This is a genomic window from Bacillus sp. PK3-067, from assembly GCF_056738645.1.
Window position 1 is genome coordinate 1,867,220 of record NZ_CP096490.1, and the last position, 26,968, is coordinate 1,894,187.

The 26,968-nt window shown below is 34.5% G+C and carries 31 protein-coding genes; 23 read left to right on the forward strand and 8 right to left on the reverse strand.

The features are described from left to right. The first annotated feature begins 136 nt into the window (after nt 1–136). Both M1D73_RS09695 and M1D73_RS09700 read left to right on the forward strand, forming a co-directional pair. Entirely contained in the window at nt 137–1,600 is a 1,464-nt protein-coding gene (locus M1D73_RS09695) for a flavin monoamine oxidase family protein (protein WP_001168108.1), read from the forward strand. Nucleotides 1,601–1,684: 84 nt separating this feature from the next. Further along, complete coding sequence (locus M1D73_RS09700; protein WP_001068745.1) at nt 1,685–2,269, forward strand: GNAT family N-acetyltransferase; 585 nt, start codon at nt 1,685–1,687, stop codon at nt 2,267–2,269. Nucleotides 2,270–2,293: 24 nt separating this feature from the next. Here the strand turns inward: M1D73_RS09700 and M1D73_RS09705 are convergent, their stop codons facing one another. Further along, nucleotides 2,294–3,196, reverse strand: coding sequence for an aldo/keto reductase (locus tag M1D73_RS09705; RefSeq protein WP_121868370.1), 903 nt, complete (start codon nt 3,194–3,196; stop codon nt 2,294–2,296). A gap of 165 nt (nt 3,197–3,361) precedes the next feature. Between M1D73_RS09705 and M1D73_RS09710 the strand changes: the two genes are divergently transcribed. Beyond that, entirely contained in the window at nt 3,362–4,312 is a 951-nt protein-coding gene (locus M1D73_RS09710) for a CobW family GTP-binding protein (RefSeq protein ID WP_000613424.1), read from the forward strand. A 112-nt stretch (nt 4,313–4,424) separates the two neighbouring features. Here M1D73_RS09710 and M1D73_RS09715 read toward each other — a convergent pair whose 3' ends face one another. After that, nucleotides 4,425–4,895, reverse strand: a complete 471-nt coding sequence (locus M1D73_RS09715) for a GNAT family N-acetyltransferase (RefSeq protein ID WP_001048677.1) — start codon at nt 4,893–4,895, stop codon at nt 4,425–4,427. 138 nt (nt 4,896–5,033) lie between these two features. Further along, nucleotides 5,034–5,984: a metal ABC transporter substrate-binding protein gene (locus tag M1D73_RS09720; protein ID WP_001126148.1), complete on the reverse strand. Its 951-nt coding sequence runs from the start codon at nt 5,982–5,984 to the stop codon at nt 5,034–5,036. Between the two features lie 265 nt (nt 5,985–6,249). On the opposite strand from M1D73_RS09720, the gene M1D73_RS09725 reads away from it, so the two are divergent. Together M1D73_RS09725 and M1D73_RS09730 are read left to right on the forward strand one after the other, a co-directional pair. Continuing rightward, entirely contained in the window at nt 6,250–6,399 is a 150-nt protein-coding gene (locus M1D73_RS09725) for a hypothetical protein (protein ID WP_000540932.1), read from the forward strand. Nucleotides 6,400–6,514: 115 nt separating this feature from the next. After that, nucleotides 6,515–7,174, forward strand: a complete 660-nt coding sequence (locus M1D73_RS09730) for an oxidoreductase (RefSeq protein ID WP_481158014.1) — start codon at nt 6,515–6,517, stop codon at nt 7,172–7,174. Nucleotides 7,175–7,203: 29 nt separating this feature from the next. On the opposite strand, the gene namA is transcribed toward M1D73_RS09730, so the two are convergent. Further along, a complete protein-coding gene (gene namA / locus M1D73_RS09735) occupies nt 7,204–8,241 on the reverse strand; it encodes an NADPH dehydrogenase NamA (protein ID WP_001086168.1) in 1,038 nt (345 codons plus the stop codon). A gap of 133 nt (nt 8,242–8,374) precedes the next feature. Here namA and M1D73_RS09740 point away from each other — a divergent pair, with 133 nt between their 5' ends. The 6 genes from M1D73_RS09740 (at nt 8,375) to M1D73_RS09765 (ending at nt 13,245) form a co-directional block, all read left to right on the forward strand. Next, nucleotides 8,375–8,827, forward strand: coding sequence for a methylated-DNA--[protein]-cysteine S-methyltransferase (locus tag M1D73_RS09740; RefSeq protein WP_000283912.1), 453 nt, complete (start codon nt 8,375–8,377; stop codon nt 8,825–8,827). Between the two features lie 7 nt (nt 8,828–8,834). Then, nucleotides 8,835–9,839, forward strand: a complete 1,005-nt coding sequence (locus tag M1D73_RS09745; RefSeq protein ID WP_002195426.1) for a DUF2628 domain-containing protein — start codon at nt 8,835–8,837, stop codon at nt 9,837–9,839. Nucleotides 9,840–9,923: 84 nt separating this feature from the next. Further along, nucleotides 9,924–11,585, forward strand: a complete 1,662-nt coding sequence (locus M1D73_RS09750) for a peptide ABC transporter substrate-binding protein (RefSeq protein ID WP_000824278.1) — start codon at nt 9,924–9,926, stop codon at nt 11,583–11,585. Between the two features lie 59 nt (nt 11,586–11,644). After that, nucleotides 11,645–12,061, forward strand: coding sequence for a FosBx1 family fosfomycin resistance bacillithiol transferase (gene fosB / locus M1D73_RS09755; protein ID WP_086402046.1), 417 nt, complete (start codon nt 11,645–11,647; stop codon nt 12,059–12,061). Nucleotides 12,062–12,074: 13 nt separating this feature from the next. After that, entirely contained in the window at nt 12,075–12,620 is a 546-nt protein-coding gene (locus M1D73_RS09760) for a short-chain dehydrogenase (protein ID WP_000543118.1), read from the forward strand. Between the two features lie 13 nt (nt 12,621–12,633). Next, nucleotides 12,634–13,245 carry a phosphoserine phosphatase 1 gene (locus M1D73_RS09765; protein WP_000858827.1) on the forward strand — a complete coding sequence of 204 codons (612 nt, stop codon included), beginning with the start codon at nt 12,634–12,636 and terminating at the stop codon, nt 13,243–13,245. A 45-nt stretch (nt 13,246–13,290) separates the two neighbouring features. Here the strand turns inward: M1D73_RS09765 and exsB are convergent, their stop codons facing one another. After that, nucleotides 13,291–13,869, reverse strand: coding sequence for an exosporium protein ExsB (gene exsB / locus M1D73_RS09770; protein ID WP_025687476.1), 579 nt, complete (start codon nt 13,867–13,869; stop codon nt 13,291–13,293). Between the two features lie 181 nt (nt 13,870–14,050). Between exsB and cotH the strand changes: the two genes are divergently transcribed. The 8 genes from cotH to M1D73_RS09810 all read left to right on the forward strand — a co-directional run bounded on the left by cotH (nt 14,051) and on the right by M1D73_RS09810 (nt 21,901). Beyond that, complete coding sequence (cotH, locus tag M1D73_RS09775) at nt 14,051–15,127, forward strand: spore coat protein CotH (protein ID WP_000938001.1); 1,077 nt, start codon at nt 14,051–14,053, stop codon at nt 15,125–15,127. 104 nt (nt 15,128–15,231) lie between these two features. Continuing rightward, a complete protein-coding gene (locus tag M1D73_RS09780) occupies nt 15,232–15,849 on the forward strand; it encodes an NUDIX hydrolase N-terminal domain-containing protein (RefSeq protein ID WP_069355460.1) in 618 nt (205 codons plus the stop codon). A 104-nt stretch (nt 15,850–15,953) separates the two neighbouring features. Further along, complete coding sequence (gene uptA / locus M1D73_RS09785; protein ID WP_000880691.1) at nt 15,954–16,556, forward strand: undecaprenyl phosphate transporter UptA; 603 nt, start codon at nt 15,954–15,956, stop codon at nt 16,554–16,556. 97 nt (nt 16,557–16,653) lie between these two features. Then, on the forward strand, nt 16,654–18,033 hold the full coding sequence (locus M1D73_RS09790) for a putative polysaccharide biosynthesis protein (RefSeq protein ID WP_000678845.1): 1,380 nt from the start codon (nt 16,654–16,656) through the stop codon (nt 18,031–18,033). Nucleotides 18,034–18,365: 332 nt separating this feature from the next. Then, nucleotides 18,366–19,307, forward strand: a complete 942-nt coding sequence (locus M1D73_RS09795) for a magnesium transporter CorA family protein (protein ID WP_000932389.1) — start codon at nt 18,366–18,368, stop codon at nt 19,305–19,307. 198 nt (nt 19,308–19,505) lie between these two features. Then, entirely contained in the window at nt 19,506–20,402 is an 897-nt protein-coding gene (locus tag M1D73_RS09800) for a permease (RefSeq protein WP_000418716.1), read from the forward strand. Nucleotides 20,403–20,405: 3 nt separating this feature from the next. After that, nucleotides 20,406–21,275, forward strand: a complete 870-nt coding sequence (locus tag M1D73_RS09805) for a TIGR03943 family putative permease subunit (RefSeq protein ID WP_000488043.1) — start codon at nt 20,406–20,408, stop codon at nt 21,273–21,275. A gap of 119 nt (nt 21,276–21,394) precedes the next feature. Beyond that, nucleotides 21,395–21,901 carry an acyl-CoA thioesterase gene (locus M1D73_RS09810; RefSeq protein WP_000141164.1) on the forward strand — a complete coding sequence of 169 codons (507 nt, stop codon included), beginning with the start codon at nt 21,395–21,397 and terminating at the stop codon, nt 21,899–21,901. Between the two features lie 126 nt (nt 21,902–22,027). On the opposite strand, the gene M1D73_RS09815 is transcribed toward M1D73_RS09810, so the two are convergent. After that, entirely contained in the window at nt 22,028–22,114 is an 87-nt protein-coding gene (locus tag M1D73_RS09815; RefSeq protein WP_000505094.1) for a YjcZ family sporulation protein, read from the reverse strand. A gap of 160 nt (nt 22,115–22,274) precedes the next feature. On the opposite strand from M1D73_RS09815, the gene cls reads away from it, so the two are divergent. The 4 genes from cls (at nt 22,275) to M1D73_RS09835 (ending at nt 25,079) form a co-directional block, all read left to right on the forward strand. Further along, on the forward strand, nt 22,275–23,459 hold the full coding sequence (gene cls / locus M1D73_RS09820; RefSeq protein WP_121868369.1) for a cardiolipin synthase: 1,185 nt from the start codon (nt 22,275–22,277) through the stop codon (nt 23,457–23,459). A 31-nt stretch (nt 23,460–23,490) separates the two neighbouring features. Continuing rightward, a complete protein-coding gene (locus M1D73_RS09825) occupies nt 23,491–23,949 on the forward strand; it encodes a spore coat protein (RefSeq protein WP_079004309.1) in 459 nt (152 codons plus the stop codon). A gap of 225 nt (nt 23,950–24,174) precedes the next feature. Beyond that, nucleotides 24,175–24,354, forward strand: a complete 180-nt coding sequence (locus tag M1D73_RS09830) for a hypothetical protein (protein WP_001045960.1) — start codon at nt 24,175–24,177, stop codon at nt 24,352–24,354. 101 nt (nt 24,355–24,455) lie between these two features. Then, complete coding sequence (locus M1D73_RS09835; RefSeq protein WP_079004310.1) at nt 24,456–25,079, forward strand: NAD(P)-dependent oxidoreductase; 624 nt, start codon at nt 24,456–24,458, stop codon at nt 25,077–25,079. A 24-nt stretch (nt 25,080–25,103) separates the two neighbouring features. On the opposite strand, the gene M1D73_RS09840 is transcribed toward M1D73_RS09835, so the two are convergent. Together M1D73_RS09840 and M1D73_RS09845 are read right to left on the reverse strand one after the other, a co-directional pair. Further along, a complete protein-coding gene (locus tag M1D73_RS09840; RefSeq protein ID WP_061457091.1) occupies nt 25,104–25,586 on the reverse strand; it encodes a DUF456 domain-containing protein in 483 nt (160 codons plus the stop codon). Between the two features lies 1 nt (nt 25,587). Continuing rightward, nucleotides 25,588–26,895, reverse strand: coding sequence for a hemolysin family protein (locus tag M1D73_RS09845; protein WP_000353738.1), 1,308 nt, complete (start codon nt 26,893–26,895; stop codon nt 25,588–25,590). Nucleotides 26,896–26,968 lie beyond the last annotated feature (73 nt).

A 26,968-nucleotide genomic window follows, 5' to 3' on the forward strand; every position in this document is an offset into this window, starting at 1 on the left:
TATAAAGAAATGTGAGATCTGTCTCTTATGTACTTTTAGTGAATATTCAAATTGCAATGGTGTTATGTTTATGGGGATGTATGAATAAAATGCACTAAACCACTAACGTCCATTTGATGAAGTAAGGGGTGGAATTGTGCAGAAAGATATAATGTATAACACTGAAATGGATGAAGCGTTAAAAATTATAGATAAAGGATTGAAGAAGACGATAAGCCCAAAACAAATTATTATTGTGGGAGCTGGTATGGCTGGATTAGTTTCAGCATCTTTATTAAAGGCTGCAGGACATGATGTGAAAATTTTTGAAGCAAACAACCGGGTAGGTGGCCGTATAGAGACAGTTAGAATGGAAGATACCGGATTATATTTAGATGTTGGAGCAATGAGAATTCCGTATACACATACATTAACGATGGCATATATAAGAAAGTTTGGGCTACAGGTGAGTCCTTTTATTAATAGGAATGAGACGGATATTATCTATGTAAATGGACGGAAAACGACGTTGAAACAATATGAAAAGGATCCGAGTATTTTAAGGTATCCTGTGGAAATGAACGAAGTGGGAAAAACGTCTGAAGAACTATTGTTACTAGCAGTACAGCCGATAATAAATTTTATTAAAAGAAATCCAGAGAAAAATTGGGACGTTGTAGTAAAGGATTTTGGAAGATACTCTACTGGGCAATTTTTAAAGTATCATCCTTATCAGTATAATACTTACTTTTCGCCAGTAACAATTGAGATGATCGGTGTTCTATTAGATTTAGAAGGTTTTTTGGAACGATCGTTTGTAGAGACTTTACGCTTTCTATACATTATGCAAGAGGAGAGCGGATTTTGTGAAATTGTGGGCGGGAACGATAGATTGCCAAAGTCATTTTTACCGCAATTAGAAGAGAATATTATATATAATCAAAAATTAATGAAGCTACATCAACACGATAATGGTGTGACAGCTTTCTATCGGAACGAGGAAACTTTTGAATATAGTAGTATTACAGGAGATTTAGTTATTGTTACCATTCCGTTTTCGACAATGCGTTTTGTAGAAGTAGATCCGTTTGATTCTATATCTCATGAAAAATGGAAAGCAATTCGTGAATTACATTATATGCCTGCGACGAAAATAGGAATTCAATTTAAAAGCCGATTTTGGGAAGAACAAGGACAATTAGGCGGCAGAATTATAACAGATTTGCCAATTCGTTATGCCTATTATCCAAGCTATGGAATTGGGGAGAAAGGACCGGCTATGATGTTAGGTAGCTATACATGGTCTTATGACGCGTTGTTATGGGATGGTTTATCAAAAGGTGATCGTATTTATTACGCATTACACAACTTAGCAACAATATTAGGTGGTCAAGTGTATGATGAGTTTATATCTGGAATATCAAAAAGCTGGACATTGGATCCGTATGCGCTTGGAGGATTTGCACTTTTTCAAGCAGGTCAAGAATCTGAGCTGCAACCAGCGATTGTCAAACCAGAGGGGAGAATATTCTTCGCTGGAGATCATACAACGCTATATCACGGATGGATTCAAGGTGCGATTGAATCTGGAATTCGTGTAGCGGCGGAAGTGAATGAGTAAAAGGTTTTTAATTCAGAAAATTCTTTACTATATAACTTGAGATGGATATTATTATATATAAAAGAATTATGGGGAGTGTTTACAGTGAATCCGTTATTATTCGATTTTCCTTCTGAATTTTATACTGACAGGCTTTTTATTCGAATGCCGAAACCAGGAGATGGTAAAGTTGTATATGATGCAATTCAGGCTTCAATACAAGAACTGAAACCTTGGATGGTGTTTGCACAAAAAGAGCAAACAGAGCAAGAAATAGAAGAAAGTATTAGAAAATCACATATTCAATTTTTGCAACGTGAGGATTTAAGATTACTAGTATTTTCGAAAGAAACAGGTGAATTTATTGCTTCAGCCGGATTACATCGTATTAATTGGGATATACCTCAATTTGAAATCGGATATTGGATTGATACAAGGTTTAGCGGAAAAGGCTATATGGTAGAGGCTGCGAAAGGTATAACGGATTACGCTTTTTCTGAATTGAAAGCAAACCGTGTAGAAATTCGTTGTGATTCTTTAAATAAGAAGAGTAGAGCGATACCTGAGAAATTAGGTTTTAAGTTAGAAGGTACGTTAGAAAGTGCGAGTGTTGCGGTAGATGGAAATGGATTAAGGGATATGTGTGTATTTGCAATGACGAGAAATACATATAAAAAAGAAGAGCTGTAAAGAAACAGCTCTTCTTTTTGTGTATTATGGTACAGGATGTCCATTAGAGCTTTCGAAAATTGTAAACCATTGTTGACGATCTAAGTTAACGTTTGTAGCAAGAGCGGCCGTTTTTACGCGATCTAATTTACCAGAGCCAACGATTGGCATCATATTAGCTGGATGAGCAAATAACCAAGCATACATAACCGTATCGATACTAGAAACACCTAGCTCAGTAGCAACTTTTTGCATAGTTTCGCGTACACGTACGGCACGTTCGGATTGACCAGTAAAAATTTCCCCACCAGCAAGAGGTGACCAAATCATTGGATTGATTCGTTTTTCTTGGCATAAATCAATTGTCCCTTTTTCAAAATGCTCAAGCTGCAATGCAGAAACTTCAATTTGGTTCGTAATAAGTGGAAAATCTAAGTACGAACTTAACATATTAAATTGTGAAGGTAAGAAGTTAGATACACCGAAGTGACGAACTTTTCCTTCTTGTTTTAATTGTGAAAAGGCTTTTGCCACTTCATTTGGATCCATAAAAGGATCGGGACGATGAATAAGTAATACGTCAATATAATCTGTATGTAAATTGTTAAGTGATGCTTCTACACTTTGCATAATATGCTCTGCACTAGTATTGTAGTGAGCAACATATCGCTCTGGAAATTTCGGTGATGGGGGAGCGATTCCACACTTTGTAATAATTTGCATGTTTTCTCGTAAGGAAGGCTTTAATTGTAAAGCTTCTCCAAACAATCCTTCACACGTATATCCGCCGTAAATGTCAGCGTGATCAAAAGTAGTAATTCCCATATCCATACAATCTTCAATGAAAGAAAGTAATTCTTGTTTCGTCATATTCCATTCTGCTAAACGCCAAAATCCTTGAATAATACGAGAGAATTCTAGCGTTTCATTCATTTGAACTCGTTCCATTATAAGTACCCCCTTGATGAATAATTATTATTTTGAAAAGGCTTTCTTACTACGTATTATTATATAGTTTGGGGGGTGTACATACAATAAATATGTTTTGCTAAAAAAATGATTTTCTCTATATGCTATAATGTAGAAACATATAGGTAGAAGGAGATGTACGAAATGATTCCAGTAACAATATTAACTGGTTTTCTTGGATCGGGGAAAACGACATTATTAAATCGTATTTTATCAGAAAATCACGGTAAGAAATTAGCGGTGATTGTAAATGAAATAGGGCAAATTGGCATTGATAATCAGTTGATTATGAATGTGGAAGAAGAAATTATGGAAATGACAAATGGCTGTTTATGCTGTACTGTACGTGAAGATTTACTCGTTGCTTTAAAACAGTTATTGGACGTAAAAGCAGAAGGGAAAATGGATTTTGATGGTTTAGTAATTGAAACGACTGGCCTTGCAAATCCAGGCCCGATTATTCAAACATTCTTTTTAGATCCAGTCATCCAATCTGCTTACCAAATTAACGGTGTTGTAACGGTGGTAGATAGTTATCATATACATAAACATTTTGAAAAAGGATTAGAAGCAAAAGAGCAAATTGCGTTTGCTGATGTTGTTTTAGTAAATAAATTAGATTTAATTGAAGAGAATGAGAAAGAAAATCTCTTGCATAAAATTCAAGGAATTAACCCGACTGCAAAGTTAATTGAGGCGACTAACTGTGAGGTAGATATACCATCTTTATTACAAATCCAAACGTTTAAAACGAAAGATACGTTGCAAATTTACCCTCATAAAGAACATAACCACTTAGAAGGTGTGAAATCATTTGTATTACGTGAAGAACGTCCGCTGGATTTACAAAAGCTTAATGAGTGGATGTCAGCTGTCGTGCAAGAGCTAGGGGAATATTTATATCGTTACAAAGGAATTTTATCGATAGATGGAGTAGATAAACGTATCGTTTTCCAAGGTGTACATACGTTATTTGCTGCTTCGTACGATAGAGAGTGGCAAGAGGGAGAAGAGCGAGTAAGTGAAGTAGTTTTTATCGGAAGAGATATTAATAAAGAGTGGTTCCAAGAACATTTCGAGGAGTGTGTGAAATAAGTCTGCGTAAATTGTAGGCTTATTTTTTATGAACACTCTATTAGATTGTAAAACAGAATTAAATAAGGGAAAGAAACTAAAAATTGATAACTGTATAATAAAAAGCCTGTTTTCACAGGCTTGTATTTTCGTCTATTAGTAACTCCATTACAACACCTACAACTGGACCTTCATCATCAATATCCCCATTTAAGCGGAAACCAAATGATTCATACAGTCCCATTGCAAGTTTGTTGTCTGGATGTAAACTTAAGTAAATTATTTTACATTCAAATTTTTCTTGTAAGAATTGAATGAGTAAGCGAAGGAAACGTTTTGCGTATCCTTTTCCTTGATATTGTTGGTCAATCATAAAGCGATCGAGCCATACACTTTTATGTTTTACTGAATACCATCCATACATTGCGTATCCTACAAGTGTTTCGCCATCATATAAACCTACTGACGTTCCGTTTCCTTCATATAATGATTCTGCTAAAGAAAACGCGTTACTTTCAATAAATTGTTGCTGGTCTTTTGCGACGTCTAAAGCAACTACTGAACGCCAATTTTTTGCTGTTACTTCACAAATGTGAAGATTCATAATTCCAACTCACCTTCTAAATTAATATAGCTTTCAAGCTAATATGGATAATTTTACTTGTTATTTTGGTCAAGTCAAGGATAAATACATAAAAAGGCAGCTGAATAACAGATTCAGCTGCCTAGAAAATATAATGGATTAGTTTGTTGCTTCTTTCAATGTATTTACGTTTTCTTCCATTAAAGTGAAGTAATCTTTATTATTTTTTGCATCATCTTCAGAAATAGTAGCTAAGTGATTTAAGCGTAAAACTTTTGTACCAGTTTCTTTTTGAATTACGGATGCTACTTTTGGAGTAGAGAACGTTTCGAATAAAATATATTTTAGATTATGTTCTTTTACTGTTTTTGTAATGTCAGCAAGCTGCTTTTGAGATGGTTCATCAGAAGCTGAAATTCCAGCGATAGGAATTTGTTTTAGGCCGTATCGTTGTTCCCAGTAACCATAGGCAGCATGAGAAACTAAAATTTCTTTCGTTTTTGCGTTCGCTACAGCTGCCTTAAATCCATCGTCTAAATCAGTAAATTTAGTTTGAAGTGCTGCAAAGTTTTTTTCGAATTCTTTTTTATGTTCAGGTTGTAATTCTACAAGTGCATTTTTAATTTTTTCTGCTTGTTTCATTGCTAGAGTAGGATCTAACCAAACATGTGGGTCTTTATCGTGATGATGTTCATCTTCTTTATGGCCATCTCCATGATCATGATGCTCTTCTTCAGTAGAAGCACGAAGCTCAATACCTTTAGATGCATTTACAATTTTAACATTTTCTTTTTGTAATGTTTTTTCCATTTTTTCAGCAAATGGTTCTAATTCAGCGCCGTTATAAACAAATAAATCGGCTTTTGCAACTTGTACTGTTTGTTTTTGACTTGGTTCAAATGTATGTGAATCTGCACCAGGTGGGTAAATTGCTTCAACATTTACATAGTCGCCACCAATTTTCTTTGCGAAATCAGCAAGTGGGAAAATCGTTGTATAAACTGTTAGCTTTCCATCTTTCTTGGCATTACTTTCTTTTTTATTTGAGCAGCCAGCGAAAATTAAGGTAAAAATAAGTAAGAATGAAAATATAGTCAATCTTTTAGGCATGAAGTTCTCCTCTTTTCTTTTTTACGGATATATTTTCCCCAATTATAGAAGAAAAATATCATTTTAATACAAAACGGAATAATTACGTTTTAGTTTGCGAACTTAGTATAATACATCTTTAATAAAGTTGCAATAAATAATAATCATTCCGATTTGTTTTTGTTATAAAGTTGTCAAATATAGGTGTATTATTTTTGCAAATGCATGCATATGTGACAACGCTGTTTTCATATATTGAAAAGGAGGTAAAGAGGGGGATGAGCGCTTGGGTTACTTAATGGAAGCTATTTTATTAATATTAGCGGTAGTATTGCCATTATCTTTCGTATTAATTTTTTTAAGAAGATTAATAAGTAATTTAGGGGACGCTACAACAATAACGAAATTACAAGAGAGAGATGAGAAAAAAGAGTGAGTAAAGCACTATGCGTACGCATAGTGTTTTACTTGTGGTAAAATAAGAGCAGGAAACTCCTAAAGGTTGTATTTTACTGAAGGAGAGAAAAGTAAAATAAGAGGTATATGCATATATGAATAAGCGAACAGCGTTAATACTTGGTGCAAGTGGTTTAGTTGGACAAGAGATAACGCGTCTATTACTTGAATCAGATTACTACGATTCGGTTACTATTTTTGTAAGAGAGCCAATGCAATTGCAACATGAGAAGTTACAGCAGAAACAAGTTGATTTTTCGGTATTAGAGGAATATAAAGAGTTCTTTGCTGTGGATGATGTTTTTAGTTGCTTAGGAACAACAATAAAAAAAGCAAAAACAAAAGCAAATTTAAAAAAAGTAGATTATGAATATACGTTACGAGCTGCTTGTTTAGCTGAAAAACAAGGGGTACAAAATTTCCTTGTCGTGTCTTCTATGGGAGCGAATCCTAAATCATTTTTCTTTTATTCACAAGTAAAAGGGAAAATGGAAGAAGAATTGCAAAAGTTAGTGATCGGTGGTATTCACATTTTTAGACCATCATTATTAGTAGGAAATCGACAAGAATTTCGTTTCGGCGAACAAATGGCTGAAAAGTTATCTCGTATTATTCCTTTTATTTTTAAAGGAGCTTTCAAAAAGTATAAACCAATTTCAGCTAAAGATGTGGCGAAAGGTATGTATATAACCGCGCTGCGAGAAGAATCGGGTATCCATACTTATAATTCAAATGAAATTACAACGATAGAATAAATAAAACCGAGAAGAATGACTTCTCGGTTTTATTTATTCGTATGAATTTTTCCTGGTGCTCGCTTATATTGGTGAGGTTCTTGCAATTCAAAGCCAAGTTCATTGGCCGCTATTCTTGGGAAGTACGGATTGCGAAGTAACTCACGTCCGATAAAAATTAAATCTGCTTCGTTATTATTTAAAATTTGCTCTGCTTGTGACCCAGTCGTAATCAATCCCACTGCACCAGTTGCAATGTTAGTATGCTCTTTAATATGTTTGGCGTATTGTACTTGGTAACCAGGATACACATCAATATGTGCTGGTACAACTGCACCAGAACTACAATCGATTAAATCTATTCCCTGTTCTTTCATCCACTTTGTATACTGAACGTAATCTTGAACCGTTAGCCCGTCAGGGTGATAATCATTTGCTGAAATACGAACGAATATTGGTCCGTCCCAAACTTCATTTACAGAGTCGATAATTTCGCGTAAGAAACGATAGCGGTTTTCAGGTGAGCCGCCGTATTTATCCGTTCGTTTATTAGTAAGTGGTGATAGGAATTCATTGATAAGGTAACCGTGAGCGCCATGTAATTCGATAACATCAAATCCGGCTTGTTTTGAACGTAACGCGGCCCTCTGAAAAGCTAATATAGTCTCTTTGATTTGCTGTATATTCATTTCTACTGGTATCTTCATCTTATCATTAAAAGGAATTGCAGAAGGAGCGAAAGCATTCGTATCTAATTCAGCTTTTCTTCCGGCGTGAGCGAGTTGAATGGCAGCTTTTGCGCCGTTATCATGTATAAAAGTAGTCGTTTTATGTAAGCCTTCAATTAGGTTGTCATCCCAAATACCTAAGTCTTTGTTAGAAATTCGTCCTTCAGCTAACACCGCAGTTGCTTCAACCATAACTAAACCTACTTGGCCAGCAGCGCGAGTTCCATAATGAATGAGATGAAAATTCGTAACGCGGCCATCCTCATTCCCCGATGAATACATACACATAGGCGACATAACGATACGATTTTTTAGTGTAACGTTCTTAATTGTATAAGGTGAAAAAAGCTTGGAATTCATCAAATAGCCTCCTTGATTGAATTTTCTTATATTTTACCATTCTCTTTTTTGTTTCTCTAATAAAACGCTTATACGAAAAATTTTGTATATTCGTGTTACAATGACTAATATGAACTGAATTGGAGGATGGCATATGTACCAGGCTTATTATGAAAGCGAAGTAGGTTTGCTTGAAATTACAGCGAATCAAGAAGGAATTACGTCTGTTATATTTGTTGATGAACGACAAGAAGAAAATAAAAATGAAATGATAGAACAATGTATAAATGAGTTAGATGAATATTTTAAAGGGAAAAGAAAAGAGTTTACGGTCCCGCTGTCTGCGGAGGGAACAGCATTTCAAAAAAATGTATGGGATGCACTTTATACTATTCCATACGGCGTAAGTGCTTCATATTTAGATATTGCAGAGAAAGTTGGAAATATAAAAGCTGTACGGGCAATAGGAGGGGCAAATAGTCGGAATCCAATTTCAATAATTGTTCCATGTCACCGTGTAATAGGAAAGAGTGGAAAGCTTGTTGGATATGCTGGTGGTTTATGGAGGAAAGAGTGGTTATTAAAACACGAAGGTATTTTGAAATGACGTATGGATGGGAAGAGGGATTGTTTTGAAATGTATAAATTGTGGGCAACCTTGCGAGGAGGAACAGTTAAATTGTGCAAGTTGTCAGCGAAACTTGGATAATGAACAAGAGGAAGGTAGCTCGTTAATAGATAAAGAACTGGAAGTATATGTAGGGAGACAATATCCGTATTACAAAAGGAAATGGGATCTTGAGAATAAGCGGATTGCTAGGTGGAGCTGGAATGGTTGGGCTGCTATTTTCAATATAGGCTGGCTAGGATATCGTAAGTATTATGTACCAGCTGCTTTATTTATGTTGTTATTAGTAGCGTGTGATGCATTTTCGTATTATATGGGATTTAATGTAGCGTTGCCAATCATTAATATGGTGCCTCTTACGTTTTTATTACTCATTTTTATTCTGTTTGGAATGGGGATTTTTGCAAATGGATTATACTATCAATTTGTGGAAAGACGTATATACCGAATAAAAGCAAGAGAAATAAAAGATAAATCAGTTGAAAACTATCTAATCAATGATAGCGGCGGAACGAGCAAAATGGGAGCGACAATTGTTACTATTTTAGCAGTTGCTAGCATATTTTTTAGCCATTTCTTTTTTCCGACTGATCGAGACGTTATTCAAAAGGTTCGTACAAGCTCGCTTTATGAATATCCTTTCTTTTCAATAGGTGAATCTTTTGAAAATTATTTTCAAAATTCAGGTTGGATATATTATCGTGGAACGGAAGGGTTAGAATTAGTAGAATTCCAAGGGTATAACACCGGAACGCCAAGACAAAAGGTGAAGATTCAATTTGTTGTCGATTATAAATTAGGTGAAGTGGAACCATACTCACTTATGGTTAATGGTGAATCTAAAACTGAAGAAGAGTTTTTGAAGCTGATGGAAGAAATATTTAAAGTTCAAAATCCATTTGATATAGAGGATGGATTACAAGTAAATGCTATTCAAGAAAGCGGCTGGAAAGAAATTTCCGATCGCTTTTTTCTATGTTTGTTAAAATAAATATTTAAAATAATCAGAATCTTTTGTATAATGAAATATATTATATAGGATTTAACTTATACATATAGATTGGGGGAAGGAAGAATGAAGAGAAAGACAACAACAATTGCTGCACTTGCGTTAACGACGAGTGTATTGGTTGCAGGATGTGGGAATGGTGAGAAGGCTTCGACAACGAAGAAAGAATCGAATAAGGGAATGGCCGATAAACAAGTTTTAAATTTGCTAGAAACAGCTGAAATTCCTTCAATGGATACATCTAAATCAACAGATTCTGTATCTTTCCGTGTATTTGTAAATGCAATGGAAGGTTTATATCGTCTAGATAAAGATAATAAACCAACACCAGGTATGGCAAAAGATGTGAAGATTAGTGAAGATAAAAAGACATATACATTTGAATTACGTGATGCGAAATGGTCAAATGGTGATCCAGTTCGAGCACAAGATTTTGTATATGCATGGCAACGTACATTAGATAAAGCATTAGCGGCAGAATATGCATTCATTTTATTTGATGTGAAAAATGCACAGAAAGTAAATAAAGGTGAATTACCAGCAGATCAATTGGGTGTTAAAGCGAAGGATGATAAAACGTTGGTAGTAGAATTAGAGCAACCAGCACCTTATTTTCTTGAGCTTACGTCGTTCCCTACATTTTTCCCATTAAATGAAAAATATGTGAAAGAGCAAGGAGATAAATACGGATTAGAAGCAGATAAATTAGTATATAATGGACCATTTACAATGAGTCAATGGAAACATGAACAAAATTATCAGTTGAAGAAAAATCCTAATTATTGGGATAAAGATACTGTAAAATTAGACGAAATTAATGTAAGTATTGTGAAGGAAACAAGCACGGGAGTAAATTTATATGATAGTGATCAAGCAGATCGAGTTATTTTAACTTCTGAATTTGTTGATAAATATAAAAAGAATAAGCCAGATGAATTTAAAACGAAGTTAGATCCACGCATATATTTCTTGCGTTTTAACCAAAAAAATGCAACATTTAAAAACCAAAAAGTACGTGAAGCGATTGATTTAGCATACGATAAAAAAGGAATTGCTGATGTCATTTTAAATGACGGTTCATTGCCAGCATATTTCTTAGTACCTGAAAAATTCACGACAGGTCCGGATGGAAAAGATTTCCGCTCTGTAAATAAAAACTTCCGTGATAGTAAAGATAATGCAGAGAAAGCAAAAAAATTATGGGAAGAAGCGAAGAAAGAGCTTGGTCAAGATACAATTACGGTTGAATTACTAAACGATGATAACGGTAGCCGTAAAAAAGTGGGCGACTTTATTAAGGAAGAACTAGAGAAAAACTTGCCTGGTATTAAAGTGAATTTGAAACAGCAACCATACAAGCAGAAGCTAGATTTAGAAAAGAAATTCCAATATGAATTCTCATTATCTGCATGGAGTCCTGATTATCCGGATCCAATGACTTATATTGATATGTTTGTTACTGGAAGCTCATTTAATGAAATGGATTATTCTAATCCGAAGTATGATGATTTAGTAGCGAAATCAAAAGGAGAGCTATTAAAAGATGATAAAGCACGCTGGAATGCACTTGCGGAAGCTGAAAAAATCTTAATTGGTCAAGACGCAGCAATTTCTCCTACGTACCAACAAAGTACAGCTTATTTAGAGAAGCCGTTTGTAAAAGGCATTGCTAACCATACGTTTGGCGGGGACTTCAGTTATAAATGGGCATATATTACAAAAAAATAGTATAATGAAAGGTGAGTGAATTTTCGCTCATCTTTTATTTGTATAAGGAGGAATTATAGTTGTTAAGGGGAATCAATCATATTTGTTTTTCGGTATCTAATTTAGAAAACTCTATTATGTTTTATGAAAAAGTATTAGAAGGAGAATTATTAGTTAAAGGAAGAAGATTGGCTTATTTTAACATATGTGGAGTATGGATAGCGCTTAATGAAGAGACGCATATTCCGAGAAATGAGGTTCATCAATCTTATACGCACATTGCATTTTCTGTTGAACAAGAAGACTTTAAATGTCTAATACAGCGATTAGAAGAAAATGATGTTCATATTTTACAAGGAAGAGAACGTGATGTAAGAGATTGCGAATCTATATACTTTGTTGATCCTGACGGTCATAAATTTGAGTTTCACTCAGGGACACTGCAAGACCGTTTAAATTATTATAGAGATGAGAAACCTCATATGACATTTTATTAGGGAGGGATAGCATTTGCATGCACTTGTAATTGGTGGAACAGGAATGCTAAAGAAAGTTTCTATGTGGCTTTGTGAGAAAGGATTTTATGTTTCTATTATCGGGCGAGATGAAGTGAAATTAGAAAATGTTAAGCGAATGAGTTCTGCACCAGAAAATATTACATGCCTTTCGTTAGATTATCATAATGATGAAGATGTAAAGCTAGCTATTAAAAGTACAATTAAGAAAAATGGCCCAATCACATTAGTTGTTGCATGGGTACACACAAGTGCAAAGCATGCACTATCAAATATTTGTAAAGAACTAGATTTGTCGTCTAAAACATATAGTTTATTTCATATTTTAGGTAGTAAAGCATCACGTATGCCTGCACAAAAAATAGGGAGTACGCGATGTATTTATCATAGAATTATTTTAGGTTTTATTTTAGAAGATACATATGGAAGATGGCTTACTCATGAAGAGATAGCTGATGGAGTTATAAAAGGGATTGAAAGTAAACGAGCGGAGTGGATTGTAGGGAGAGTTGAACCGTGGGAATTACGACCAACATGGTGAGGGGGAGTAAGAAATGAAAACAACTATATATGTAACAAGGCATGGTGAAACAGAGTGGAATGTAGCGAAGCGAATGCAGGGACGGAAAAATTCTGCTTTAACTGAAAATGGTATAGTTCAGGCGAAACAATTAGGGAATCGAATGAAAGATTTACCAATCCATGCGATCTATAGTAGTCCGAGCGAAAGAACACTTCATACGGCAGAGTTAATAAAAGGGGAACGTGATATACCCATTATAGCGGATGAGCATTTCTATGAAATCAACATGGGTATATGGGAAGGACAAACAATCGCGGATATAGAAAAGCAATTTCCAGAAGAAGTACATCTGTTTTGGAATGAGCCACATCTTTTTCAGTCAACATCAGGCGAAAATTTTGAGGCCGTTTATGAAAGAGTAATTGAAGGGATGCAGCTTCTTTTAGAGAAGCATAAAGGACAAAACATATTGATTGTTTCTCATGCGGCAGCAGCAAAATTACTTGTAGGGCATTTCGCGGGAATTGAAATAGAAAATGTGTGGGATGATCCATTTATGCATAGTGCCAGTTTGAGCATAATAGAATTTGAAGAGGGTATTGGTAAAGTGAAACAATTTGCAGATATAAGTCACTTTCAATAAATGTAAAAAAGGCCGCAAAACGGCCTTTTTTGGGTGGTATAAAAACTAGCAGTTACGTTTTTTATACCAGAAGTGATCGAATTTCTTATTTTTGCAAGATGGGAATTTATGTCCGCCTTTGCAATCATTCCATTTGTGTCCGTTATCGTGACAGTCTTTACCATGATCACATGAATCATCGCAAGAGTGACCGTGTCTGTTAGGGAAGAATTCGCATTTTTTACAGAAACTTCGTTTTGTCCAGAAAAATTTCTTTTCAAAGCGTATGCATTTTGTAATGAATGTACAATGTTTTCTGCGAGTACGTTTTGTAACTAGTACGCATTCTTTTCTACGCGTTACTTTCGTAACGAACGTCCATTTTTGAACACGTACACGTGTACATTTCGTAACAAATGTCCATTTTTTTACGTGCGTACATTTTGTAACGAACGTACAATGTTTCACTCGAGTACATCTTGTTCTTGGACATTTACCCCCAGTTGTACATTTACATCCAGTTGTACAATGATGATGAGTGAATTTATCATCATCGCATTCAAAAGTACTTGGATCTTGGTGTAAGAAATCCTCCATCCCAGCACTTTTGATTTCTTCAACAGCTTTTCTAATATCACGTTTCATAGAAATCCTCCTTATCATGTATTAAAGTGAAAAGGTATTCTTTTTCCTTAACATGATATGTATGTAGGCATCTTTCTGAACAGGACAAGAGTGTAATTTTATATAAATAGATGATTGCGGATGTATGGACAAGACAAGGCGCATACATTGAATGAAGAGAACTGAGAAGGGATGAGAAAACATGCTGCCTTCATATGATTTTTTTGTTCATCCAATGTACTTAGTGGAATTGAAAAAGGACATTTGGTCAGATAGTCCAGTGCCAGCAAAATTAACTTATGGAAAAAAGAAGTATGATATTGATATCGTATACCGAGGAGCTCATATTCGCGAATTTGAGAAAAAGTCTTATCATGTTATGTTTTATAAGCCTAAAAAATTTCAAGGTGCGAAAGAGTTTCATTTGAATTCGGAGTTTATGGATCCGTCTCTCATACGAAATAAATTATCTTTAGATTTTTTTCATGATATTGGTGTACTTTCGCCAAAATCACAACATGTATTTATAAAAATTAATGGTCAAATTCAAGGTGTGTATTTACAGTTAGAATCGGTTGATGAAAATTTTTTGAAAAATAGAGGATTACCGAGTGGTTCTATTTATTATGCGATAGATGATGATGCGAATTTTTCATTAATGAGTGAACGAGATAAAGATGTTAAGACAGAGCTCTTTGCGGGTTATGAATTTAAATATTCGAATAAAAATAGTGAAGAACAACTGAGTGAATTTGTATTTCAAGCGAATACTTTGACGAGGGAAGCCTATGAAAAAGAAATTGGGAAGTTTCTACATGTAGATAAATATTTACGATGGTTAGCAGGAGTTATTTTTACGCAAAACTTTGATGGTTTCGTTCATAACTATGCACTATATCATAACGATGAAACAAATTTATTTGAAGTTATACCGTGGGATTATGATGCGACTTGGGGGCGAGATGTACAAGGGAGACCACTTAATCATGAATATATTCGCATTCAAGGGTATAATACGTTAAGTGCAAGATTGCTAGACATACCTGTATTTAGAAAGCAGTATCGAAGTATTTTGGAAGAAATATTAGAAAATCAATTCACAGTTTCGTTTATGAGGCCGAAAGTAGAAGGGTTGTGTGAATTGATTCGCCCATATTTACTACAAGATCCATACATGAAAGAAAAATTAGAAACATTTGATCAAGAGGCTGATATGATTTATGAATATATAAATAAAAGAAGAAAGTATATACAAGACCACTTACATGAATTAGATTAATTTTGAAAGAGATTGAAACGTTATCAATCTCTTTTTTTTGTATAATAAAGATGTATCAATAAAAATGAAGTAATATATTTGATAGAGAATGGGGATGCGGATATATGACGATTAAATGGATTGATTGGGTAAAACAAATACAATCTATAGCTCAAGCGGGTTTAACGTATTCTAAGGATGTGTATGATATTGAGCGTTTCCAGCAATTACGAGATATTTCTATTTCAATGATGTCACATTACACGAAAACAGATTGGGAAGTCGTAGAGAAATTATTTGCAAGTGAGACAGGCTATCAAACACCTAAAGTTGATATAAGAGCGGTTGTTTTTCAAAATGAAAAGTTATTATTTGTGAAAGAAAAAAGCGATGGGAAATGGGCATTGCCAGGTGGATGGGCTGATGTCGGTTACACGCCAACCGAAGTTGCAGCAAAAGAAGTTTTCGAAGAGACTGGTTATGAGGTAGATCATTTTAAGTTACTAGCTATATTTGATAAAGAAAAACATCAACCATCTCCATCGGCGACGCATGTATATAAGATTTTTATTGGATGCGAGATTATTGGTGGAGAAAAGAAAACTAGTATTGAAACAGAAGAGGTGGAGTTTTTTTGTGAAAATGAATTGCCTAATTTATCAATTGCTAGAAATACAGAAGACCAAATTAAAGAGATGTTTGCCTACATGAAAGACCCGCAGAAAGAGAAATTAATAGATTAATCCTGCTTGAATTGTACATATTGTTAAAATGAAGATATTGGCAGATTGCAGCCTTTATGTAATAATGGGATGGTATGTGAAGAAAAAAGGAGATAAAAAAGAACATGTTAGCAAACATAATAGATCAGTTATTGCAATTTTTTGCAAGCTTAGGTTACTTTGGAGTAGCTCTTGCTTTAATGATTGAAGTAATCCCGAGTGAAATTGTACTTTCGTATGCTGGCTTTTTAGTAGCGAATGGTAAAATTAGTTTTGTGGGTGCAGTTATCGCCGGAACGATTGGTGGTACTTTAGCGCAAATCTTTTTATACTGGCTTGGATACTACGGAGGGCGTCCGGTTGTAGAGAAATATGGGAAATATCTACTTATTAATAAACATCATTTAGACATAGCGGAAGGTTGGTTTAAGCGTTATGGAGCAGGCGTAATATTTTCTGCGCGCTTTATCCCAGTAGTACGTCATGCGATCTCTATTCCAGCAGGACTAGCTAAGATGCCATTAAAACTATTTACACTTTATACGGTTGTAGCGATCATTCCATGGTCAATTCTATTTATATACTTAGGTGAAAAACTTGGTGGGAATTGGCGACAAATTAAAGAGTATGCATCTGATTACACACATTACATAATTATAGGAGCTGTTCTTTTTATTGCTCTATACTTTGGTTTAAAGTATTTCAAAAAGAAAAAAGCAGCGCGTTAAAGTCAATGATTTTTCATTGGCTTTTTTTGTTTGTTTCGGTTCTAAAGAAAAGGAGTTGTCCATAATGTGTAATAATAAAGCGTAGCGGAGGAATGTGATGAAAGGGTCACCGTTTATACGTGGAACGATATTTTTAACGATGGCAACGATGATATCAAAAATGTTAGGGTTTATATATGTTATACCATTTACAGCGATGGTCGGTACGAGTGGTTACGTTCTATACACATATGCATATCGTCCTTATACCATCATGCTCAGTATAGCAACAATGGGATTACCACTTGCAGTTTCAAAGATGGTATCAAAATATGATCAACTGAATGATTATCATACGGTTAAGAGAGTGTTGAAAAGTGGAATCGTGTTTATGTTTATAATGGGAGTCATTTCGTGTTTTACGTTATATATGCTAGCTCCGCATTTAGCTAAGCTTGTCATCGATGGGAATGATCAAACGGGGAATAGTGTAGGAGCGGTTACTACTAATATTCGAATTGTAAGTTTTGCGTTAATACTTGTGCCAGTAATGAGTTTATTAAGGGGCTTCTTTCAAGGATTCCAATCGATGGGGCCTTCTGCATTAAGTGTAGTTGTAGAGCAATTTTTTCGGGTTTTAACCATTTTAATAGGAAGCTTTGTCGTTTTATATGTTTTAAAAGCTTCTGTTTCGCTAGCGGTTGGTATTTCAACGTTCGGTGCATTTATGGGAGCTGTAGGTGGATTAACTGTTTTAAGTGCGTATTATATAAGAAGGAGAAGGCACTTAAAGAAAAAAGAGATGGAAAGTATACCACAAACAACGAAATCTTTTTTCTCATTGTATAAGGAGCTCTTTACATATTCTATTCCTTTTGTTGTGGTGGGCTTAGCAATTCCGTTGTATCAGACGATTGATACATTTACAATTAATAAACTACTTATACAAATAGGGTATATGCAAGGAGAAGCGGAAAAAATTAATGCGATAATTGGTCTTGTTCAAATGGTTGTGCTTATCCCGGTATCCGTTGCGACAGCTTTTAGTATGTCTCTCGTACCAGAGATGACGAAAGCTTACACAGCAGGAAATACGAAGCTATTGTACAAACATTTTACGAGAACAAATGTATTAGTAGTAGCAATTACGGTACCGGCGGCAATTGGAATGATGGTGTTAGCCAAACCTGTATATACTCTTTTATTCGGTGCTGGAAATGATCCAGAGATGGGGAGAATCATTTTACAGTATTATGCTCCTGCTTGCATACTATTTTCTCTTTTTACAGTAACGGCTGCTATGCTACAAGGAATCAATCAACAGCAGAAGACGGTGCTAGGACTAGTGATTGGAATTATTGTGAAGATAGTTTTAAATATTGTATTGCTTCCGTATTTCGATTATGTAAGTTTTATCATTTCAACATACGCGGGCTATACGATTTCAGTCGGGTTTAACTTGTGGATGCTTTCTAAATATGTTATAAAGGCAACATAAGCTTTTAAGGCAGAGAGCACTCTGTCTTTTTCTATGTTTATCCCGCTTTAACGGGCAGTGAGACCCTGACCGCACAATTCAGCGAAAGAAAAGAAGTTTGGTTGGGGGCGGATAACCCGTAAAAGCCCGATTTGTAAGGGCTAATAATTAGTGAGGATGAAGCCCCCCACTGATTAAAGTTTCACTTTATAATATTTTTCTTATAAAAACGTTTTCAAAATAATTTTTCTATTGAAATTTAAACGTATGTTTCATATGCTGAGAATGGCGGTTTAAAAACTGTGATTTAAGAGAGGTAGATTCCTACATGTAAAAAGAATCGGGGTGATAGTATGTTAAATATATATTTAACAGACCGAAACGGAAAACTACAAGAGATTGAGGAAATGCAAAAGGGGTGCTGGATTAATGTACTTCATCCAACAGAAGAAGAAATTCAATATCTAGTACAAACTTTAAATGTAGACTTAGATTTCATTAAAGACCCTTTGGATGATGAAGAACGCTCTCGTATTGAAAAGGAAGACAATAATACTTTAATTATCGTGGATATTCCGACAGTTAGACATGACGAAGAAGGAAATTCGATTTATGACACGATTCCAATAGGTATGATTGTGATGCCGGATTGTTTTGTTACAATCTGCTTAGAAGAGAATCCAATTTTTGAACGTTTTATTAATCAACGTATTAAAGAATTTTATACGTTTAAGAAGACGCGCTTTGCACTTCAGCTCTTATATACGATTTCTACTTATTATTTAAGATACTTAAAGCAAATAAATCGAAAAACAATTGATTTAGAGCATCAATTAAATCAGTCAATGAAAAATAAAGAGATTTTCACATTGTTAGGCCTTGAGAAAAGTTTAGTATACTTTACAACGTCATTAAAGGCTAATAAAATTGTAATTCAAAAGTTAATGCGTAATAGTACATTTTTAAAAATGTATGAAGACGATCAAGATTTATTAGAAGATGTATTAATTGAAAATAAACAGGCTATTGAAATGGCGGAAATATATAGTCACATTTTAAGTGGAATGATGAATACTTTTAGCTCCGTTATATCAAATAATTTAAATAGTGTTATGAAACTGTTAACGTCAATTACGATCATTTTATCTTTACCGACGATGGTTTCTAGTTTCTTTGGAATGAACGTAAAGGTTCCGTTTGAAGGGGAAGCCCACGGTTTTGTAATTGTACTCATCATATGTGTAACACTATCTTTCACGTTAGCTTTTGTTTTTTGGAAGAAACGTTACTTTTAACGATAAGAAAGCTGCTCTAGCATAGTTATATAACTACGCTAGAGCAGCTTTTTTGCTATGAAATCTCAAATTTTGAATAGAATATAACTTGTACAATGTAATGTATATAAAGGGTATGTATGCCATATAAACCTTGTTCAATTAATGAAATGGGGTTAAAATTACATATTGTTAATGAAAAGTTGGAGGAAATACATCATGGAATTGTTTCAATTACCGAAAGCATTCCTGCAAATGAATACAATTTTTATCTCCATATTGATCGAAGCACTTCCTTTCGTGCTCATTGGTGTATTTATTTCAGGATTCATTCAAATGTTCGTGACAGAAGATATGGTGGCAAAATGGATGCCGAAGAACCGATTTCTGTCTGTTTTATTAGCTACTTTTTTAGGTATGTTGTTTCCAGGTTGTGAATGTGGAATTGTTCCGATTGTAAGACGATTAATTGGAAAAGGCGTTCCACCATACGCAGGGATTGCATTTATGTTAACTGGACCTATTATTAATCCAGTTGTATTATTTGCTACTTATGTTGCCTTTGGGAGTAGTATGCACATGGTATGGTATCGTTCTATTGTAGCGATTATCGTAGCCATTATCGTTGGAATTATATTATCCTTTATGTTTAAAGAACATCAATTAAGAGATGATCACTTCCCAGAAGTGAATAATAAGCGTCCACTGCGTAAAAAAATGTGGGATGTATGTACACACGCTGTTGAGGAATTCTTCTCAATGGGAAAATATTTAGTACTAGGTGCGTTAATTGCAGCAGCGGTACAAACGTTTGTACAAACTTCAACACTTCTTGCTATTGGACAAGGTCCGTTTTCTTCATCAGCTGTTATGATGGGACTTGCTTATATATTATCACTTTGTTCAGAGGCAGATGCATTTATCGCTTCTTCGTTCCAAAGTACGTTTTCAACAGCTTCACTTGTCGCGTTCCTCGTTTACGGACCGATGGTGGATATTAAAAATATGTTTATGATGCTTGCGACATTTAAAACTAAATTTGTAATTGTTGTTATAGTTACAGTTACTCTTGTTGTTTATGCAAGCTCACTACTCATTTATGCGATGGGGTGGTAGGTTATGTTTCGAGCATATATATTATTAGGTTTTACAATATTAATTGCGCAGCTTCATATTTCCGGTAACATTACGAAGTATATCAATATGAAGTATGCCTATTTATCAACAACAGCAGCAATTATTTTAGGTTTCTTAACGATTATACAAATTATCGTCGTTTTCCAAAAAGAGCACCAAAAGGAAAAAGAGAAAAATGATTGCAGTTGTGACCATAGCCATTGCGGGCATGATCATTCAAAAGATGAGAATACATGGTGGAAAAAAGCATTTTCGTACTCCTTGTTTTGTTTTCCAATTATCTCAGGGTTATTTTTCCCAATTGCGACGTTAGATTCGGATATTGTTAAAGCGAAAGGATTTCACTTTCCTGTTGCACAAGCAGAAAGTAAGGATCCATTTATGACAAGACAATTTCTAAGACCTGATACGAGCATTTATTACGGGAAAGAAGGATACCGTGGTGTAATGGAAAAAGGGAAGAAAGAGTTTGTTACGAAAGACAATATTAATTTGAAAGATGAAGACTTCCTAAAGGGTATGGAAACAATTTATAATTATCCTGGCGAGTTTACTGGGAAAAAATTATCTTTTAAAGGGTTTGTTTTTAGGGATGATTCTTCTAAAAAAGAACAATACTTCTTATTCCGTTTCGGTATTATACATTGCGTAGCAGATTCTGGTGTGTATGGTATGTTAGTGAAAAAGCCAGAAGGCGTAGAGTGGAATAATGATGACTGGATTCAAGTAGAAGGAGAGATAACTACTGAGTTTTATCAGCCGTTTCATGCGAATATTCCTGTATTAGAAGTAACAAAATGGAATAAAGTTGAACAGCCGAAAGAACAATATGTATTTAGAGGAGCCGATTGATAAAATCGGTTCTTTTTTGTGGACTAAAAGTTCTGAATGTTGTTAATATTAAACGTGTAGTTCATTTAGTATAGTGATTATTGAAATATTAGGGATAAATCATTAAAGGGGTGATAACAATGACAGAAGTAAAGGGGAAAACAGCCAATGAGTCAAGGGTGTTCAAAACGAGCCGAGTATTCCCAACAGATTTAAATGATCATAACACGCTATTTGGTGGGAAGATATTAGCGGAGATGGATATGGTTGCTTCTATTTCAGCATCCAGACATTCGAGAAAGGAATGTGTCACAGCATCTATGGACTGGGTCGATTTCTTACATCCTGTTCGTTCTTCAGATTGTGTTAGTTATGAATCTTTCGTAATTTGGACGGGAAGAACTTCGATGGAAGTGTTTGTGAAGGTAGTAGCTGAAGATTTAATTTCAGGTGAGAAGCGTATAGCGGCAACGTCATTCGTTACTTTTGTGGCACTTAGTAAGGAAAATAATCCAGTTCCAGTACCGCGTGTTATCCCTGAAACAGAAGAAGAGAAAGAATTACATCGTATTGCTGTGTTACGTGCAGAACAGCGTCATATACGTAAGGCAGAGAGTAAGAAAGTAGCCACATTGTTAACCTTTTGAGATGAATATTTAGCCATTTAAGTTACTATAGCAGTCGGAAATGGTTTTAAAATGAAAAGCGGACACCTAAAAATAGGTGTCCGCTTTTATAGTTTTTTCATCCACATATCATATGACAGTAGCTACTTAGCAGAAGCAAGCAGCACCGACGATGATTAAGAGGATAAATAATACGACTAATAGCGCAAATCCATTACCATGTGCGAAGCCCATTGTTATTTCCTCCTTTTATTTTAAGATACAACATACAATATGCAAATGAGCTATTGTTTGATATGGACATATATCATGCAATGACATATTTTCTTGAATGATAATGTAATAAAAAAGGGAAGATATAGAAATAACAGTAAGTGGAGAAAGGAATTTATCCATGAAGCACTTTTTCGCTATAATCCTTTGTTTAATAGGTGTATTCATTTGGATGAACATCGATGTGGAAATGGGGAAGGAAATGGCTAGTGAATATGAATTAGGACAAGTTCGATTAGGTGAATTTCAATTATATACGAACGGTGAAGAGTTATATAGAAAATTATTTGAGGATATAAACGATGCAGAAAAGTATATATATATCCATTTTTATATTGTAGGAAAAGATGAAACAAGCCAAGAGTTTTTACAGTTATTAGAGAAAAAAGCATCTAGCGGAGTAGAAGTGAAATTGTCAGTCGATCGGATAGGTGGATATAAGCTGAAGAAAAAGGTAATTAGCCGATTAAAGGAAAACGGTGTGAAGTTTACATTTAGTAAAAAACCGAAACTGAAAAATGTGTTCTATTCTTTGCATCAACGGAATCATAGACGTATTGTTACGATAGATGGAAAGGTATCATACGTCGGTGGTTTTAATATCGGAAAGGAGTACCTTGGACAAAATCCAAAGTTTGGGCCATGGCGTGATTATCACGTGCGCATCCATGGTGAGGGTGCAGCGGATATGGAAAGAAAGTTCGCCGAAGATTGGAAAGAAGATACAGGAGAAAAAATGCCTATACATGAAAGTATACCTACATTAGGGAATGTGAAATATCAATATTTATTTTCAAATGGAAAAGGCTTATGGGAAAAGTATGGGGCACTTTTCAAAAAGGCTAAAAAGTCTTTAATTATCGCTACACCATATTTTGTACCAAGTAAAGAAATGGTGAAAGAGTTAAAAGCTGCATTAAATCGTGGTGTTAATGTGAAAATTCTCGTGCCATTTAAAAGTGATGCCATATTGTTAAAACAAGCTGCCTATCCATATTTGAAAGATATGTTACATGCTGGAGCGGAGATTTATCAATATCGAAATGGATTTTTTCATGGGAAAGTAACAATTATTGATGGAGAAATTGTTGATATTGGGACAGCGAATTTTGATAATAGAAGTTTTTATTTAAATTGTGAGTCTAACTGTATCATATATGATAAAACAGTTGTTGATGAAGTATGGAGTCGATTACAGGTAGACTTTCATAAATCAAAACGATTTTCTGAAGAAGATTTTGAGAAAATTAGTAGATGGGATTGGTTTTTAGCGAGAATAGCGAATGTTTTAGCATCATATTTATAGTATATGGACAAAAGAGAAGGGAGGCGCTTTAATGGACTGTATGAAAGAATTAATGAAATATAGTTATATGCTAATATACAAGGTTGGAGAGTATGCTGGAAAGGTCAGAGACGAAGAATTAAAAAATCTATTACAGCACCATTTACCATATATGTTACAAGCATATAATGAACAAGTAAATTTTCAAGAAGGAGAGAATGTGCAGCATATAACCTGTGAAACAATGGAGTTTTATTTGCATGAAATGGGAAAGGAAACAGTTAGTAAATATACAGGGGATATTCATATTGCAACCAGTTATATTGCGCATTTGAAACGATTAGCTTTAAAGTTTGCTCAAGTTGCAGTGGAAGTTGCTAACCCAGAGTTTCGCTCATTTTTGGAAAATTGTTTCCTGAAAATGAACCGTTACGCTTATAGTGTGTGGCAATATGTTATGAAGAAGGAATATAAGATTACACATCTATATGAAAATGAAAAATTTGCATGAGAAACTAAGGCGAAATGGTATGCGCCTTAGTTTTTTTACGTCCATTGAGAGAAAAAACTAGTTTTATTGTGTATCGATTGGAAATGAAATATATAAATTAAAATTAGGTTTTGTTATCGGAAAATTTACAAAAATTTACCGTATATTTACTGTTTTTCAATCTCTCCTTTAAAAATAGAGAGTAATATGAGGTTGTACATATTCTATCACAAGGAGGAAACGCAAATGAACAAATGGGTTAAATCATTAACTGCTATGGCACTTGCAAGTTCTTTATTAATGGTAGGTTGTAGTAAAGGTGAGGACAAGAAGAAAGAAGACGACACAACAACACAACAAGAGGACAAAAAGGATAAAGAAACAAGCGGAACCGAGAAGTCTACTGATTCTAAAGAAAAGAAATAAAGTAATAATAAAGCTTCCTCTTATATATGAGGAAGCTTTTTTGTTGTAAATTGACTGAGATTATTGAAAAATAGAAAGAGAATGAAAGAGGGGGAAAACAAATGAAAGTATGTATATTGGGAGCAACAGGACGAGTAGGTTCAAACATAATTAATTTAGCATTAAAGGATTCAGCTGAAGTGACTGCATTAGCGCGTGATTTAAATAGAATAGAAATACAACATGAAAGGTTAAGAGTGATAGAAGGGAATGTATTGAACGAAAATGATATAAAGAAAGCGATAGAAGGAAGTGATATAGTAATTAGTGCACTTGGAACGGATCAAAATGGAACATTAGCGAAGAGTATGCCACAAATTATAAAAAAAATGGAAGAAGATGGGGTTCGTAGGATCATAACAATAGGAACAGCTGGTATTTTACAAGCAAGAACAGATCTAAATTTATATCGTTTTCAATCAACGGAATCAAAAAGGAAAACGACAACGGCAGCGGAAGATCATTTGGCTGCATATAAGGTACTAAGTAATAGTAATAATTTATGTTGGACAGTTGTTTGTCCGACACATTTAATAGATGGTGAGGCGACAGAGATATATCGAACTGAAAAAGATATATTGCCAGAGGGTGGATCAAAAATTACAGTGGGTGATACAGCACACTTTGCATGGAATCTATGTAAGAAAAATATATATGAAAATAGTCGAGTAGGTATTGCATATTAAAAAACCATCCCGAAGTCGGGATGGTTAAAAGATGATATAACACAAGAAGATGATAATCATAATGATTTGGAGAATTGCTTTCGCTACTGTACTGCTTAAAAAACCAACTACAGTAGCGACTCCAACTAGAAAGGCATCTTTTGGCGCTTTTTTATGTACTAGTTCTGTTATAAATACTGATAAAAACGGTATGATAATAAGTCCGAATGGCGGGAAGAAGAACGAGCCGACAATGATAGAAATCATTCCGACACGTTCGCCCCATTTAGAACTACCGTATTTTTTTAAGAAATATCCATTTGCAATAAAATCAGCAACGAAAATGAAAAGAGTGAAAATGACTTGAATAATCCAAAAAGAAGTTGTTAATTCGCTTCCATTTATACCGAAATGGTAAATCAAATATCCAGCCCAGACAGCTAGTATGCCAGGGATAATTGGATAAATAAAGGCGAGAAATGAAACAACGAAACAGGCAATGATACAAATTGTTAATAAAACAGTCACTTTATAGCTCCTTTTTAATATCTAGTTTATGTACAGCAACTTTTTTGACTTGATGTCCATCAAGTTCTAATACTTTAAATTGAAAACCAGCATATTCAATGGAATAGCCAGCTTCAATATTTAAGTCAACTGCTTGAGAGAGAAGCCATCCTCCGATTGTATCTAAATCACTATCATCAATATGTAGGCCAAACATATCATTTACTTCAGAAATAAGCACTTTTCCATCTAAAACAGTAAGCTTAGGTGTACGCTTTTCAATCATAGGTGATTCATCAGCATCGAATTCATCTTGAATTTCTCCAATGATTTCTTCAAGAATATCTTCCATCGTTAAAAGTCCGGCAGTACCACCATATTCATCCATAACGATTGCCATCTGAACGCGATTTTTTTGAAGGTGGACTAACGTTTTACGAATTGGAACTGTTTCAAATACAGTTAGAACAGGATGTATATAAGATTCAAGTGGTTTATAAATACCTTTCGTTTGATCATGGAATACTTCTTTCGTATTGATCATCCCGATGATATCATCTTTATCTTTTTCAATGATTGGATAGCGTGTATATTTTTCAGTAGCGACGATATCCATATTTTCTTCTAACGTATTTTCAGTAGACAAGCAAATCATTTCGGTACGAGGAACCATAATTTCTTTCGCAACTCGATCATCAAATTCAAAAATGTTATTTACATATTTATATTCGGTTTGGTTTATTTCACCGCTTTTAAAACTTTCACCTAAAATGAGTCGCAATTCCTCTTCAGAATGAGCAAGTTCACTTTCCTTCGCAGGTTCTAATCCGAGTAGTTTTGTGAAAAATATAGCTGTACTATTGAGTAGCCAAATGAATGGATACATAATTTTATCAAATAAAATAAGCGGTCTTGCAAATTTGAGTGTGATTGCTTCTGCTTTTTGAATTGCGAAAGACTTTGGAACTAATTCACCTAATACAACGTGGAAAAATGTAATAACACTAAAAGCAATAACAAAAGATAAAGTGTTAGCCATTGTTCCAGTAATATTAATTTTTTCAAAGAGCGGTCGTAGTATATGTTCCACAGTCGGTTCACCAAGCCAACCAAGCCCTAAAGAAGTGATTGTAATTCCGAGCTGACAAGCTGATAAATAAACATCTAAATTAGATAGGACGCTTCTTGCAGCTAAAGCTTGTTTATTACCTTCATTTGCAAGTTGGTCAATTCGACTTTTTCGTACTTTTACAACAGCGAATTCTGATGCAACGAAAAAGCCAGAAATAAGAATAAGTACAAAGATGAGAAAAATATTTAATATGTCCAAGCGTGTTCTCCATTCCAAGGTCTGGAATAAAGATGTCACCTCCTGCAATTATGTTATACTTTTATAATAAATC